Origin of the sequence: Amorphus sp. 3PC139-8, assembly GCF_040750475.1 — a bacterium.
In the GTDB taxonomy this organism is placed as follows: Bacteria; Pseudomonadota; Alphaproteobacteria; order Rhizobiales; family Amorphaceae; genus Amorphus.
The window spans coordinates 471,561-486,235 of the sequence record NZ_JABJVY010000001.1; the positions used below are offsets into that span (position 1 = coordinate 471,561).

Sequence of the window (14,675 nt, forward strand, 5' to 3'; positions counted from 1 at the left end):
GAGCAACACCAACCCCCGGCGCATGCCGAGCAATCGGCGACCAGGAGACTGAATGACCCTACAAACCACCCCGTCGCGTGAGGATTTTGCCGCCCTCCTCGATGCGTCTTTCAAAGCGGCCGAAATGCAGGAAGGCACCGTCGTCAAGGGGACGGTGGTCGGCTTCGAAAAAGACCTCGCCGTGATCGACGTCGGCCTCAAGGTCGAAGGCCGCGTTCCGCTGAAGGAATTCGGCGTCAAAGGCCGTGACGGCGCCCTGAACATGGGCGACGAGGTCGAGGTCTATCTGGAGCGCGTGGAAAATGCGCTCGGCGAAGCAGTTCTGTCGCGCGACAAGGCGCGGCGCGAAGAGAGCTGGGTTCGCCTGGAAGAGGCCTTCAACAAGAACGAGAAGGTCACCGGACAGATCTTCAATTCCGTCAAGGGTGGCTTCACGGTCGATCTCGACGGCGCCGTGGCGTTCCTGCCGCGCAGCCAGGTCGACATCCGGCCGGTGCGCGACGTCGGCCCGCTGATGCACACGCCGCAGCCGTTCCAGATCCTCAAGATGGACAAGCGCCGCGGCAACATCGTGGTGTCGCGCCGCGTGGTTCTGGAAGAGACCCGCGCCGAGCAGCGTTCGGAGCTGGTGCAGAGCCTGGAAGAAGGCCAGATCATCGAAGGCGTGGTGAAGAACATCACCGACTACGGCGCCTTCGTGGACCTCGGCGGCATCGACGGCCTGCTCCACGTCACCGACATGGCGTGGCGCCGCGTCAATCACCCGACCGAGATCCTGTCGATCGGACAGACCGTCAAGGTCCAGGTGATCCGCGTCAACCACGAGACCCACCGCATCTCGCTCGGCATGAAGCAGCTCATGGCCGATCCGTGGGAGGGCATCGAGGCGAAGTACCCGGTGGGTGCGCGCTTCACCGGCCGCGTCAACAACATCACCGACTATGGTGCGTTCGTTGAGCTGGAGCCGGGCATCGAAGGCCTGATCCACGTCTCGGAGATGAGCTGGACGAAGAAGAACGTCCATCCGGGCAAGATCGTGTCGACCAGCCAGGAAGTCGAGGTCATGATCCTCGAGGTCGATCCGGTGAAGCGCCGCATCTCGCTCGGCCTGAAGCAGACCCTCGACAATCCGTGGGAAGTCTTCCTGGAGAGCCATCCTGTCGGCTCCGAGGTCGAAGGCGAGGTCAAGAACAAGACCGAGTTCGGTCTGTTCATCGGTCTCGACGGCGACATCGACGGCATGGTCCACCTCTCCGACCTGGACTGGAACCGTCCGGGCGAAGACGTCATGGCCGAGTACAACAAGGGCGACATGGTGCGCGCCGTCGTGCTCGACGTGGACGTGGAGAAGGAGCGGATCTCGCTGGGCATCAAGCAGCTCCAGGGCGATCCGTTCACCGAGGCGGGCGACGTTCGCAAGGGCGCGATCATCACCTGCGAGGTGACCCAGGTCCAGGACGCCGGTCTGGAAGTGAAGATCGTCGGCACCGACCTCACCGCCTTCATTCGGCGCGCCGATCTCGCCCGCGACCGCTCCGAGCAGCGGCCCGAGCGGTTCTCGGTTGGCCAGAAAGTCGACGCCCGCGTCACCCAGTTCGACAAGAAGGCGCGCAAGGTCGCCGTGTCGATCAAGGCGCTGGAGATCGCCGAAGAGAAGGAGGCCGTCGCCCAGTACGGCTCGACCGACTCCGGCGCGTCGCTCGGCGACATCCTCGGAGCGGCCCTGAAGGCCCGCGAAGAAGACGACAAGAGCTGATCCGATACGCGCTGACGGCGCGACATCGGACGCGTTTGGAAAGGGCGGCCTTCGGGCCGCCCTTTTTCGTTGGACGTCAGGCCCTTCGGGCCCCAGAACGCCCTCAAAAACGTGGGTCGGTGGAACGGCTGCCTGTCACGGCCCGTTGCTACGATGGAGATCCAGGCCGTCTATCTGGTGGCCGGTCATCACAAGCTCGGAGACTGAGACATGGTGGACGTCGTTGCGATTCAGCCGATCCTCGCCCTCATCGTCGGCATCCTGATCCTGGTGGTGCCGCGCGTGCTGAACTATGCCGTCGCGGCTTACCTAATCATCATCGGCATTCTCGGCCTGTTTCCAAACCTGATGCAATAAGCCGTTCGGGGGCCAAACGCACAGCGTCGCCCGGCTTCGATCCTGGCAAGTCCGTCGCGAGCTTCGGTTTCGCGGTCTGTCAGCTGGTGCGAAATCGGGCCGGTTTCAGCCCGTGAAGGCGGCTTGGTCCGGGTGATCGCGCAGGAGTGCGGTGCGCAGCTTCTGCAAGGCCCGGCTTTCGATTTGGCGCACGCGCTCCTTGGAAATCCCGAGCGCTGCGCCGAGCGCCTCCAGCGTGGCGCCATCGTCGCGCAGCCGCCGTTCGCGCACGATTTTCAGTTCGCGTTCCGACAGCTCGCCCAGCGCCCGCTTGAGCCAGCGGCTGCGCCGTTCGGTGTCGATTACTTCGCCGACCGTCTCGTCCTGAAGCGGACGCTCGCAGACCAGAAAGTCCTGGCGGTCCGCCCCTGTGTCTTCGCTTTCCATCACCGGCGCGTTCAACGACGCATCCGGGCCGGACAGCCGGGCATTCATCAGCTCCACATCGGCGCGCGAGACACCCACCGCCGTGGCGATTTCGTCGAACAGCTCGGACTGTGCCGTGACCGTGCCGGTCCGCGCGAGCTTCGCCCTCAAGCGCCGAAGGTTGAAGAACAAGGCCTTCTGGGTCGAGGAGGTCCCGCCGCGCACGATCGACCAGTTGCGCAGGATGTAGTCCTGAATGGAGGCTCGGATCCACCAGGTGGCATAGGTGGAGAAGCGCACGTTGCGCTCCGGCTCGAAGCGCGAGGCCGCCTCCAACAGGCCGACATGACCTTCCTGGATCAAGTCGTTCATGGGTAGGCCGAAATTGCGGAACTTCGCAGCAAGCGCGATCACCAGCCGCATATGAGCGGACGCAAGGCGGTCCAGCGCATATTGGTCGCCGGTTTCACGCCACTTTCGGGCGAGATCGAGTTCCTCATCGCGATCGAGATAGGGCGCGTCCATTGCGGCGCGGACGAGCTGGCGTCGAGAAAGCATTGCCCCGGACATGGCGTCCTCGCATCTGATGCGTTCAACTCTCCTACGATGAACGCGCCGCCGCGGATCAGGCGAGCCCTATTCGTGCTTCAGCACGTAATCGTGATCGAACCCCATAAAGAAAGAAACGGGCACCGCGAGGCACCCGTTCCTGAAAAAGCTCAAAAAAGTTGGAGAGCGGCGATCAGGCCGCTTCTTCCTGCTCGTTCTCGCCGTCGAGATCCTCACCGCCCTCGCCGTCGGCCACCTTCGCGTTGCGACGCGGAGCCTTGGCGAGCTGCGCCTCGATCAGCCGGACCGCCTCGGTCTCGGAGACCTTGTTGACCGCGCCAATTTCGCGCGCCATGCGGTCGAGAGCGGCCTCGAAAAGCTGGCGCTCGGAATAGGACTGCTCCGGCTGGGTATCGGCACGATAGAGGTCGCGCACGACTTCCGCGATCGACAACAAATCGCCGGAGTTGATCTTCGCCTCGTACTCCTGCGCGCGACGGCTCCACATGGTGCGCTTGACGCGGGCACGGCCGGTCACAAGATCCAGCGCCTTCTTCACGGTCGGGCTATCGGCGAGCTTGCGCAGTCCGGCGCTCTTGGCCTTGGCGACCGGCACGCGGAGCGTCATCTTGTCTTTCTCGAAGTTGACGACGATCAGCTCGAGACGATGACCCGCGACTTCCTGCTCCTCGATCGCTTCGATCTGTCCGACGCCGTGCGCGGGATAGACGATGTAGTCTTGGGGCTTGAAGGTCGACCGCTGAACCGGTTTCTTTGCCGAGGTGGCCATACGCGTCTGCACTCCTGTGCCTTTTTCATGTTTTTCGACCGGCCTTGGACCTTCAGGCCGAATCGTCTATTGAGCGCCAAGCGGCGCTTCGCTATCGATGCTTTGGTCGCCGACTGCGTCGGACCGAACGAACGACATCAGCGCGCCCGCGGCAAAAACCGTGCCCGCGCCAAAATGGCGGAGCCGCGCTCGCATCCGTCGAGGTAACATGCGGGTTCCTCGACGACCCGAGCGGCGTAGCGAGGTTCACCTCGCCTACTGCGGAGCGGGAAGTTCGATGGCAGACAGTGCCTCGACACGGTTGACGCTACGAGCGATCAAAGCAATTCCCTAATATATCTCAAATTGAGGAAAAATCAAAGGCTTGCCGCACGGCAAAAGCCGCGGCATGCAGTGCGGAAGCGTTTTATGGCGGCGCGCAAACCGGTTCGCGGCCCCAGCGCGACAAACAGTCGCTGGGACGCAAACGCGCTTTTCGCTGCCGTCTTGACCCGTCTTGCCTAGTCGGCCGGATCAATCCCCCGGGCCAGGCTCCGCCGAGAAATAAGTCTCGTACTTGTCGGCGACACCGTCAAACGCGTCGGCCTCGGGCAACGGGTCCTTCTTCGCCGTCAGGTTCGGCCATTTTGAGGCATACTCGGCGTTCACCTCGAGCCATTTTTCCAGGCCCGGTTCGGTGTCCGGACGGATCGCGTCAATCGGGCATTCCGGTTCGCACACGCCGCAGTCGATGCATTCGTCGGGATGAATGACGAGCATGTTCTCGCCTTCATAGAAGCAATCGACCGGGCAGACTTCAACGCAGTCGGTGTACTTGCACTTGATGCACGCGTCGGTGACGACGTACGTCATTTCAATCCTCCAATCGGCGTGCGCGCCTTTCTCGGCGCCGGCACGCAGTCGTGCGGACGGGCTCGGTGTCTCCGTCCGAAAAACCGGAAGCGCATCGCCGCTTCGATAGAACGAAGCAACGCCTGGCGCCAATCCGTTGTGTTGACGCAAATGGGAACCGAACCTCGGTTCGGCATTTCCTGGAATGGCTCTAGCGTCATCGCGCAGACGGCTCAAGCAACCAGGCGCTGCCAGATCCCGTTGGATAGAACGTTTGTTTCCCGCCTGCCGCCTTCAACGAAACGGTGCGACGAAAAGCGCTCAATCCTCGTCGTCTGCGTCCGAGGTCTCAGCGCGATCCCCACGCTCGTCCGCGTTCGCCGGCGCCGACAGATCGCGGTAGCAAGCGTGGGCTTCCGGCGCGGGGCCGCGACGCTCCGGCAGGCAAATCACCTCCAGCACCCGAACCGCGTGTCGCCCGGCGATGGTCACCACATCGCCCGGGCCGATACGACGCGAGGACGCCTTCACCTTTTCGCGATTGACCCGGACATGGCCGCTCGTCACCAGCGTCTGCGCAAGGCCGCGTGTCTTTGCAGCGCGAATGCGCCAGAGCCACACATCGATGCGTTGACGGCTGGACGCCTCGTCGACCTCAGCTCGGGTCACGCGTTCCCCGTTCCAGATTGCGCTTCAGCTCGGCCAGCTTGGCGAACGGCGAATCCGGATCGACCGGCCGATCCTTCGGCGGACCGGAGCGCCTCCGTGGATCGCCCTTGCCCTGCTGGGGCTGCTTGCCGGCATGCGCCGGCCCACCACCGCCCTTGCCTCGGTGCGGCTTGCCGCCGGACGGCCCGTTGTTGCGATCGCGCTTGGGCTGGCCTTCGGCGCCTTCGCTTCGCCCCTTGGGCCCGCCGCCACGACCGGCGGCACCTTGATGATCGCCGCCCCGCCGGCCCCGATTGCGGCCCTGGCGCTCGCCCTCGGCATTGCCGTCGCGCTTTGCGTGCTCCCGCCGGCGCTGCTCGTCCGGACGCCGGCGGCGGCCAGGCCGCCAGACCTCGATCATCTCCGGCTCGGCGGACGCCTCCGGGGCGGATGCGGTGGACGTGTCGGCGGTTTCCGTCGGCACTGCGTTTGTCTGGGCAGCCTCTGCCGCCGGGAACTCGGCAGCCGGTGCTTCTCCTTCCGGTGAGACCGTTGCCTCGACCGGCTCTACCAGCTCCGCCGCGGCCGCCTCGTCCGCCACGACCGGCTCCGCAACGTCCGGGCTTACCCCGGCAGCGGACGCAGAGATCGCTTCTTCGGCGACGGTTTCCGCCGGCGCGGCCGCATCTGCGCTCGCGGGTTCGAACAGCGTCTCGCCCGAGGCATTCGCCTCGGCGACCAAAGCCGGAGCATCATCGCTCGCCGACGCCACCATTGCTTCGCCATTGCCAGCCGCAACGATGGTGTCGGCTTCAGCCGTCTCGCCCTCCAGCACCGCCGACGCCTCGGCCGGGGCGGCCACAGCAGGTGCCGCCGGAGCGGGCGCCTTGGGCGGGGCCGGACGACGCTCCAGACGATAGCCCAGCGACTTCAACACCGAGGCGAAATCCTCCCCGGAGCAGCCCAGCAGCGACGTCATGGAAACGGTGACGGTAAAGCCGCCGCCTTCGGGAATCGCGCCTTCCGGCGGGGTCGCCGTCGCTTCCGCCGGTTTCCAGGCGATCAGCGGGCGGATCTGGTCGGCAAGCCGTTCCAGGATGTCCACGCGCACGGCGCGGTTGCCACACGCCCGGAACCCGACGGCGCCATAAAGCGCCTTTGGCACCTCCGGATCGAGCGGGATCGACGTCCGGCCCGAGGCGGAAAGCTGGGGCAGGTCCGCCAGACCGGCGACATCGAGAGAGGCGTTCTTGAGCGCCCAGAGCTGCGCCAGAAGGCGGCTCGGCGCCGGCTTCAAAAGCGCCGGAATATAGATGTGATAGGCGCCGAAGCGCACACCATACTGGCGCATGCCCGCCCGCGCCTGCTGATCGAGATTCTTGACCTCGTCGGCGACGGCCTGCCGGTCCAAAACGCCCAGCGCTTCAGTGAGCTGGAAGGCAAGCCCCCGGGCGATTCCCTCCAGATCCGCCGCCTGGCGCAGATCGAACAGCGGCTTCAGCAGCGTCTCGACATGGGTTTTCAGCCAGAGCTGAAGCCGCGCCTGGACCTTCTCCAGCGCCGCCCCGCTGAGCTGCTCGTCCGACAGCACGATCAGGTTCGGCCGCAGCGTCTCCTCGCCCGCCACCACCTTGGCGACGGCTTCGCCCTGCCAGCGCACGGCGCCGTCGGAGGCCAGCACGAACGAGGCATCCGGCGCCTCTGCCAGGCGATCGGCCCGGCGCTCGAATTCGCTCGCAAGCGCTTTCTGAGCAGCGGCGCGCACCGCCTTGGTGTCGGGCGTTTCCGCCGTCGACACGGGAATGAAACGGAAACCGTGTAGATTGCCGACGTGGTGGCCTTCCACCATCACGTCGCCCGAGGTGGTGATCTCGGATTCGAGCATGTCGTTGTCTCTCAGCCGGCGCATCAGGACACTGGTTCGGCGATCGACGAACCGTTGGGTCAAACGCTCGTGCAGAGCGTCCGAAAGGCGATCCTCGATGGCGCGGGTGGTTTGTCTCCAGTGGACGGGATCGTCAAGCCAATCGGCACGGTTGGCAACATAAGTCCAGGTCCGGATGTGCGCGATACGGTTCGACAGTGTGTCGATATCGCCATCCGTGCGATCCGCAAAGGCCAACTGCCGCGCAAACCAGTCGTCAGGAATGCGCCCAGACGTCATCAGGTTCCGATAGAGCCCGAGCACGAGGTCGGCGTGATTGGCCGGCGCGATGCGGCGATAGTCGGGAAGCTGGCATACATCCCAAAGCCGCTCCACCGCGTCGGCACCGCGCGCCATGTCGGCAATTTCGCGATCCTTTGCGGCGTACTCCAGACAGACCATGTCCTCCGCCGGCGGGGCGCGGGTCAGACCATCTTCCCGCGGAGGCTCGTCCAGGCTGCGGCGCAGCGCGCTGATGGAGGAGTAATCCAGATCGGCATTGCGCCACTGGAACACGCGAATCGGCTCGAAGTTGTGGGTCTCCAGCGCCTCGACCAGATCGTCGCCGAACGGATCGACCCGTCCGGTCACCCCGAACGTTCCGTCGCGCATGTGGCGACCGGCACGGCCGGCGATCTGGCCGAGCTCGCCTGGATTGAGCCGGCGGTACTGATAGCCGTCGAATTTGCGATCGGCGGCGAACGCCACGTGGTCGACGTCGAGATTGAGGCCCATGCCGATGGCATCGGTCGCGATCAGGAAATCGACGTCGCCGGACTGAAACAGCTCGACCTGGGCATTGCGGGTCCGCGGGCTGAGCGCGCCGAGCACCACCGCCGCACCGCCGCGCTGGCGCCGGATCAGCTCCGCGATCTGGTAAACCTCGCTGGCGGAAAAGGCGACGACGGCCGAACGCGTCGGCAGCCGCGTGATCTTCTTGGAGCCGGAATAGCGCAGCACCGACATGCGTGGCCGCGTCACCACGTTGAGCCCGGGCAGCAGCTTTTCCAGAAGCGCGCGCGCCGTCGCCGCACCCAAAAGCAGCGTCTCCGAATGGCCCCGCAGCCGCAGGATCCGATCGGTAAAGACCCGTCCGCGCTCCAGATCGCTGGCGAGTTGCACCTCGTCGATCGCCACGAAATCGACGTCGGTGGTCTGCGGCATCGCCTCCACAGTGGAGATGAAATAGCGCGGATTTTCCGGAAGGATCTTCTCCTCGCCGGTGATCAGGGCGGCCTGATCCGGTCCAACGCGCGCGACCACGCGGCCGTAAACCTCGCGGGCGAGCAGGCGCAGCGGCAGGCCGATCAACCCTGATCGATGGCCCAGCATCCGCTCGATCGCCAGATGCGTCTTGCCGGTATTGGTCGGCCCCAGAACCGCGGTCACGGTGCGCGCCCGGACCGAACGGGGAAGAGGCATGGGAGATTGAATCGTCATGAAATGTGGTCGGCTCGGGCTCGCATGGCCGGCGATTTCGGGTCCGCGGTGACGAAGGCGCGGTCGACAACGTGTCCGCCGGCTGTCCCGCGTTCCTCCAGGGTCGCCGACGTTTCGCCGCCGCGCAACTCAAGATCCGACAAGGTCTCGAAGCCACGCAGCGAGTCTTTCTAGCACAGCGATGCGCCGGTATGCCCGTAAAAAATCGCACCCCGGACCGCAACCGGAACGAGTCTGGAACGAATCGCGGCCGAATCGGCGACTTTCTTTGATTCATGGTTCGTTCTACGCAACGCCTTGATTTGAATCGCAGTTCGCCTACGAGATCTTGTTTTTGGCGCACCCGCACACGCACCACAGGGACACGTCATGCGAGTCGCCGGCGCGGACTCCGAATCGCGACGGAGTCAAGCGGCGCCGTCCGACCGTTGGGGCGCCAGCCTCGGCCACCCACACCCCCAAGAAGAACGCAAGTCGTACGAATCGGGCCCGAATCGCCATCTGGCAAATGTTTTGGATTTGTTCCGATTTCGAATGCGGATCGACTCAACATCGATGACATCTAAACGATCCAACTAAGTATTTATTTACCATAATACAGAATACGAATAAAAAGGGCGGCTCTCTGCCGCCCTTGATCCCCGGTGCCGTGTGCGTCTGACGGAAATGGCGTCGTCTTTGCCTTGAGCTCACCGAACTGGGGGCTCGTTTGGACGGTGGCAAGTCGCCTCTATTTGGCCTGGGCCAACCGCACGCCCTGGAGCTTCACGTCGGTCGCATTGACCGACAGCACGCCGTGCGGGGTTTCGATCTCGATGCGAACCGGGATCAGGACCGCATCCCCAACCGGAACGAAGGCGGCCTCCAGCCCGCGATTCTTTGCAAGATAGGCCACGCTTTCGGAGTTCGCGCGATGGCCGGAGATCGGCGTCCAGCGCGCGCTACAGACGAAGGCTTCCCCATCGAAGCTCGGCGTTCGCACGCGTTCCGCGCCTTTGGCGGAGAGATCCACCTGATAGCGACTCCAACCATCGAAGACCGGCAAGGTGCGATTGCAGGCATCCGCCGCCGTCGGCGCCGCACCTGTGCGGCGCATCGGCAGCACCGACGCGCTGATCGGATCGATGATATCGCGCTTGTCGGCGGCCGTGACGTCGACCCGATCCGGCGCCGGGTCGAGCGGCGGCAGGGCCGAAAGCGACGTAACCCGCCCCTTGTTGAGACGCATCTTCACCTTGGTCGTATCGCTCGGATCGACCGACAAGAGGCTGTATTTGACGGGAAGCAGCACCCCGCCATCCATCGCCCCATCGACTTCGGCATCCACCTTGGAGGCGGTCAGGAGCGACGCAAGCCCGGTCGGCTGCATCTTCACCTTCACCGAATAGGCCTCGCCTTCGAGGATGACGGAAAGCGTGCCCTTGGCGATCGTGACGCCCTTGAAGCTGACGTCGTAACGCACGCCTGCCGTGGTCCGCTCGCTCGCGGTCGCCGCGGCGCCCGACCAGATGCAGGCGGCCAGGGCCAGCCCGACCGATAGGAGACGACGCCCTTTGCTGTTCGACTGACGTGCGCGCACCACCATGTCCTCGTCTGTCCGTCCGACCGGCGGCAGGTGGCTGGCCTGTCCAAACCGGCGGTCCGTGGTCATTGTCGGAGCGGGATCGACGCGGCCGGGAACCTCCCGCGCGCATCCGATCCGGCTCTCGTTCGGCAAGACGCTAGCGGGATCATGGTGACCATGGGGTTAACGCAGAGCCTCGAAGGACCGATTCCATGTGCCGACCCGCTTGACGCGGATGGGCGGCATTCCTATAGAAACACGCTCCCATCACTTTGTGAGACGACGTGAGGGCGGGTTGTCCCAGCCCCGAAGACAAGGATTTTTTCGCAATGGCCCGTCGCTGTGAACTGACCGGCAAGGCCGTGCTGACCGGCAACAACGTGAGCCACGCCAACAACAAGACGCGGCGCCGCTTTCTGCCCAACCTGTGCACGGTTACCCTGCGCTCCGACATCCTCGAGCGCGGTGTGCGCATGCGCGTGAGCGCGGCTGCGCTGCGCACCGTGGAGCACCGGGGCGGCATCGATGCCTTTCTCCTGAAGGCCGACGACAAGACGCTGTCGCCGCGCGCTCTTCTTCTGAAGCGCGAAGTCGTGGCGAAGAAGGCCGAAACGCCGGCTGAAGCGACCGCGTAAACCCGCGACGCCGCGGCGCTTGCCGCCGCGGACGGGGTCGGCGCTCCGTTAGAGGTGAGACGCGTTTCTAAAACGGCGAACCGGTTTTCATTTCGCCTGGAAACGCTCGAACGCAGGGTCAGGCTAAGCCGTGGCAAACACAGACCATCTCCGCGCCCGCTCGATCGCGCTGGCCATTGCGGCCATGACCGCCGTCGTTCTGGCGTCGAATATCCTGGTCCAGTACCCGGTCTCAGCCCAGCTCGGCGCGATCAATCTCGCCGACCTCCTGACCTGGGGCGCGTTTACCTATCCGATTGCGTTCCTGGTGACCGATCTCACCAATCGCCGGTTCGGCCCTGCTGCCGCACGGATGGTGGTCTATGCCGGTTTCACTGTCGCGATCGCGCTGTCGGTGATGCTGTCGACGCCGCGGATTGCGATCGCGTCCGGCACCGCCTTCCTGGTCGCCCAGCTTCTGGACGTGGCGGTGTTCAACCGGCTTCGGCGCGGCTCGTGGTGGCGCGCGCCTCTGGTCTCCTCGGTGATCGGCTCGCTGATCGACACGATCCTGTTCTTCGGGCTCGCCTTTGCGGCGGTGTTCGCGCTGATCGGGCCGAACGATCCGTTCGCGATCGAAGCCGCGCCTCTGTTCGGCGTGCTGCCCGTGGAGCTGCCGCGCTGGATGTCCTGGGCGCTCGGCGATCTGTCGGTGAAGCTCGCCGTCGCGCTGGTGCTGCTGGCGCCCTACCGCGTGCTCCTGGGCCTTCTCGGCGCCACGCCGGCGCCGCGCCAGGCATAAGAGCGGGCGCGAAAGCTTCACATCTGCGGTTTTGGACGGGGAACGGGCGTTTCCAGCCGGAAGCGCAACAGCAGCGTACGCTGCAGAAGCGAGCGGTTGTCGTCGGAGATCAGCGTCATCAACGGCCGACCGAAGCCGTCCGCGCTCACCGCAATCCCTTCCATATTGTCGATCTCGTAGGCGAAATCGGCCTCCATCAGAACCGGTCCGGTCAGCGGCGCCCGCGCCGCTAGCGCATCGCGACCGATCCGGCGGACCTGCATGCCGATATCGATCCCGCCATCGTAGCGCCGCTCCAGAAGCAACAGATCGCCGCCCGGCAGGAAGGCCGCATCGGTCGGGCGATAATCCCGGTCGCGAACCAGCGCGCCCCGAACGACCGAGCCGTTGGGCGTCACCCGCCAAAACGGCAGCATTCCCTCCCCGGTCAGGCCCGCCCCCTTGCGGCAGGCGCGTTCGGCAAACAACATCAGACTGCCCGCCACCGGACTGGATGGCGGCGCGACCGCCATCGCCTCCAGCCCGCCGTTGCCAGGCAGGCACCGCGTCTCCGCCGGCAGCGGCAAACGCGTCGGGATGTCTCCGACCGGATCGGGACCCGGATAGGCAAGCAGCTTTCGCCCGCTTTCGACGGATACCAGAACCTGGTCGCCTTTGCGGGCCAGCGCCTCGGCATCCTCTTCCGCCTTGGTCGGCGGCGTCTCGCCGGCCTCCGTCAGGCGGGGGGTAAGCTCGGCATGCGCGATCCCGCGCGGCGTGCCGTCCGCCCCCTGGTCGAGAGAAAGGGTGAGCCAGCGCCCGAGATCGGAGACCAGCAGCAGCTCGGTGCCGTCGGGCGATGCGAGCACGCCGGAGAAACCGCCAAAATCGCGGTCGCGCGCCGTCAGGTTCAGCCCGCCGAGAAAGACGAGGTCTCCGAAGCGCCGTGCCGGATCGCGGACGTGAAATTGCGAGATCGCAGCCGCATCGATGTTGATCGGCTCGGCCCTCAATGGTGCCGCCCCCAGGGTGGCCAGCACCATCAGCGCCAGACATCCGGCCCGAAAGAAGCTCGGAGGATTCACGCAGCGCGGCCCGAGCGCCGCCCGCCGCGCCCCTGGGGCTTGCTCTGACCTTCTTCGTCGAACAACGAGGCGAGCTGCTCGACCATCGCGCCGGCCAGCTCGTCGGCATCGACGATCGTCACCGCCCGGCGATAGTAGCGCGTCACGTCGTGGCCGATGCCGATCGCGATCAGCTCAACCGGCGAGTTGGTCTCGATCTCGTCGATCACCGCGCGCAGATGGCGCTCCAGATAGTTGCCGCTGTTGACGGACAGGGTGGAGTCGTCGACCGGCGCGCCATCGGAGATCATCATCAGGATGCGCCGGCTTTCCGGACGCCCAAGCAGCCGCGAATGCGCCCATTCCAACGCCTCGCCGTCGATATTCTCCTTCAGGAGCCCCTCGCGCATCATCAGCCCGAGATTGCGGCGCGCCCGCCGCCAGGGCGTGTCGGCCGACTTGTAGATGATATGGCGAAGGTCGTTGAGCCGGCCCGGGTTGATCGGCTTGCCGCTCTGCAGCCAGCGCTCGCGCGATTGGCCACCCTTCCAGGCCCGGGTGGTGAAACCCAGGATCTCCACCTTCACGCCGCAGCGCTCCAGCGTACGCGCCAGAATATCCGCGCAGGTGGCCGCAACCGTTATCGGCCGGCCGCGCATGGAGCCGGAATTGTCCAGAAGCAGCGTCACCACGGTGTCGCGGAAGTTGGCGTCGCGCTCGCGCTTGAAGGCCAGCGGCTGCATCGGATCGATGACGATGCGCGTCAGCCGCGCCGTGTCGAGCCAGCCCTCTTCCTGATCGAATTCCCAGGCCCGGTTCTGTTGCGCCATCAGCCGGCGCTGCAACCGGTTGGCCAGCCGCGCCACCACGCCCTGCAGATGCGAGAGCTGCTTGTCGAGGAAGCCGCGCAGCCGGTCGAGCTCGGCCGGATCGCACAGATCCTCCGCGCGCACCATTTCGTCGAAGCGGGTGGTGAAGACCCGGTAGTCCACCTCGGCCCGGCGCAGCGCGCCCGGCGGCTCGGCTCGGGTGGCTTCGCCGCTTTCGCGCGGATCGGCGAGCTCTTCCTCGCGATATTCCTCGCTGGTGGCCTCCGCGCTTTCCGATTCGGAGGCCTCTTCCTCTTCGCCGGACGATTCCGTCTCCTGGGGAGCGGCGGCCTCTTCCTGCTGTTCCTGGCCCTCCGCCGAAGCCTGGTCGTCGCTGGAGGTTTCCGAGCGGTCGTCGGACTGGGACTCGTCCTCTTCCTCGTCGCGCTCTTCGGAGGAATATTCTTCCGCCATGTCCAGGGCGGCCAAAACCTCCCGGATCGCCGCGCCGAACGCCTGCTGATTTTCCAGCGACGCGCCCAGGCGATCGAGATCGGTGCCGGCCTTCTCCTCCAGCCACGGCCGCCAGAGATCGACCAGCCGTTTCGCGCTTTCCGGCGGCTTCTCTCCGGTCAGCCGCTCCCGCACCAGGAGCGACAGCGCATCCTCGATCGGCGCATCCGCTCGGTCGGTGATCTCGTGGTAATTGCCGCGATGATAGCGGTCTTCCAGCATCGCCGTGAGGTTGCTGGCGACCCCCGACATCCGCCGGGAGCCGATCGCTTCGCAGCGCGCCTGCTCCACAGCGTCGAAGATGCCGCGCGCTTCGCGACCGGCCGGCGACAGGTGGGTGTGCACCTTGGGATCGTGACAGGCGAGCTTGAGCGCCATGGAATCGCCGATCCCACGGGCAACGGCGGCGTCGGCCGCCGTCATCCGCCGGGGCGGTTCCGGCACCCGCGCCTTGTGGCCCGACAGCGACGGCCGATCGTTCGAATAGACGATCTCGAGCTCCGGATCGCCGGAGATCGCGCGCATCGTCGCCGACACCGACCGCTTGAAGGTATCGTTTCGCGTGGCAGGCGGACTGCCGGTCTTATCCCAGTTGCTTCCCTGCGCCATCGTCGCTCGCTCCTCCAGGCC

The 14,675-nt window shown here is 65.5% G+C and carries 12 protein-coding genes; 4 read left to right on the forward strand and 8 right to left on the reverse strand.

What is annotated here, in order from left to right:
• The first annotated feature begins 52 nt into the window (after nucleotides 1-52).
• Both rpsA and HNS03_RS02130 read left to right on the forward strand, forming a co-directional pair.
• On the forward strand, nucleotides 53-1,756 hold the full coding sequence (gene rpsA, locus HNS03_RS02125; RefSeq protein ID WP_367192714.1) for a 30S ribosomal protein S1: 1,704 nt from the start codon (nucleotides 53-55) through the stop codon (nucleotides 1,754-1,756).
• Nucleotides 1,757-1,966: 210 nt separating this feature from the next.
• On the forward strand, nucleotides 1,967-2,113 hold the full coding sequence (locus tag HNS03_RS02130) for a DUF3096 domain-containing protein (protein WP_367192715.1): 147 nt from the start codon (nucleotides 1,967-1,969) through the stop codon (nucleotides 2,111-2,113).
• 105 nt (nucleotides 2,114-2,218) lie between these two features.
• Here the strand turns inward: HNS03_RS02130 and HNS03_RS02135 are convergent, their stop codons facing one another.
• The 6 genes from HNS03_RS02135 to HNS03_RS02160 form a co-directional block, all read right to left on the reverse strand.
• Nucleotides 2,219-3,088 carry an RNA polymerase factor sigma-32 gene (locus HNS03_RS02135; RefSeq protein WP_367192716.1) on the reverse strand — a complete coding sequence of 290 codons (870 nt, stop codon included), beginning with the start codon at nucleotides 3,086-3,088 and terminating at the stop codon, nucleotides 2,219-2,221.
• A 172-nt stretch (nucleotides 3,089-3,260) separates the two neighbouring features.
• Entirely contained in the window at nucleotides 3,261-3,857 is a 597-nt protein-coding gene (locus HNS03_RS02140) for a CarD family transcriptional regulator (RefSeq protein WP_367192717.1), read from the reverse strand.
• Nucleotides 3,858-4,370: 513 nt separating this feature from the next.
• Nucleotides 4,371-4,709 (reverse strand): ferredoxin FdxA, encoded by a 339-nt coding sequence (fdxA, locus tag HNS03_RS02145; protein ID WP_367192719.1) that lies wholly within the window; start codon nucleotides 4,707-4,709, stop codon nucleotides 4,371-4,373.
• 300 nt (nucleotides 4,710-5,009) lie between these two features.
• The gene (locus HNS03_RS02150) at nucleotides 5,010-5,357 is read right to left on the reverse strand and encodes an RNA-binding S4 domain-containing protein (protein WP_367192720.1); all 348 of its coding nucleotides are present in this window, start codon (nucleotides 5,355-5,357) and stop codon (nucleotides 5,010-5,012) included.
• Nucleotides 5,344-8,682, reverse strand: a complete 3,339-nt coding sequence (locus tag HNS03_RS02155) for a helicase-related protein (protein ID WP_367192721.1) — start codon at nucleotides 8,680-8,682, stop codon at nucleotides 5,344-5,346. Before HNS03_RS02155 ends, HNS03_RS02150 begins: the two co-directional genes overlap by 14 nt.
• Nucleotides 8,683-9,430: 748 nt before the next feature.
• A complete protein-coding gene (locus HNS03_RS02160; RefSeq protein ID WP_367192722.1) occupies nucleotides 9,431-10,351 on the reverse strand; it encodes a DUF3108 domain-containing protein in 921 nt (306 codons plus the stop codon).
• 242 nt (nucleotides 10,352-10,593) lie between these two features.
• Between HNS03_RS02160 and rpmB the strand changes: the two genes are divergently transcribed.
• Nucleotides 10,594-10,899 carry a 50S ribosomal protein L28 gene (gene rpmB / locus HNS03_RS02165; RefSeq protein WP_367192723.1) on the forward strand — a complete coding sequence of 102 codons (306 nt, stop codon included), beginning with the start codon at nucleotides 10,594-10,596 and terminating at the stop codon, nucleotides 10,897-10,899.
• A gap of 184 nt (nucleotides 10,900-11,083) precedes the next feature.
• On the forward strand, nucleotides 11,084-11,680 hold the full coding sequence (locus HNS03_RS02170; protein WP_367192815.1) for a queuosine precursor transporter: 597 nt from the start codon (nucleotides 11,084-11,086) through the stop codon (nucleotides 11,678-11,680).
• A 17-nt stretch (nucleotides 11,681-11,697) separates the two neighbouring features.
• Here the strand turns inward: HNS03_RS02170 and HNS03_RS02175 are convergent, their stop codons facing one another.
• Together HNS03_RS02175 and cobT are read right to left on the reverse strand one after the other, a co-directional pair.
• Nucleotides 11,698-12,702 (reverse strand): esterase-like activity of phytase family protein, encoded by a 1,005-nt coding sequence (locus HNS03_RS02175; protein WP_367192724.1) that lies wholly within the window; start codon nucleotides 12,700-12,702, stop codon nucleotides 11,698-11,700.
• Between the two features lie 38 nt (nucleotides 12,703-12,740).
• Nucleotides 12,741-14,654, reverse strand: coding sequence for a cobaltochelatase subunit CobT (gene cobT, locus HNS03_RS02180; protein ID WP_367192726.1), 1,914 nt, complete (start codon nucleotides 14,652-14,654; stop codon nucleotides 12,741-12,743).
• Nucleotides 14,655-14,675: the final 21 nt, after the last annotated feature.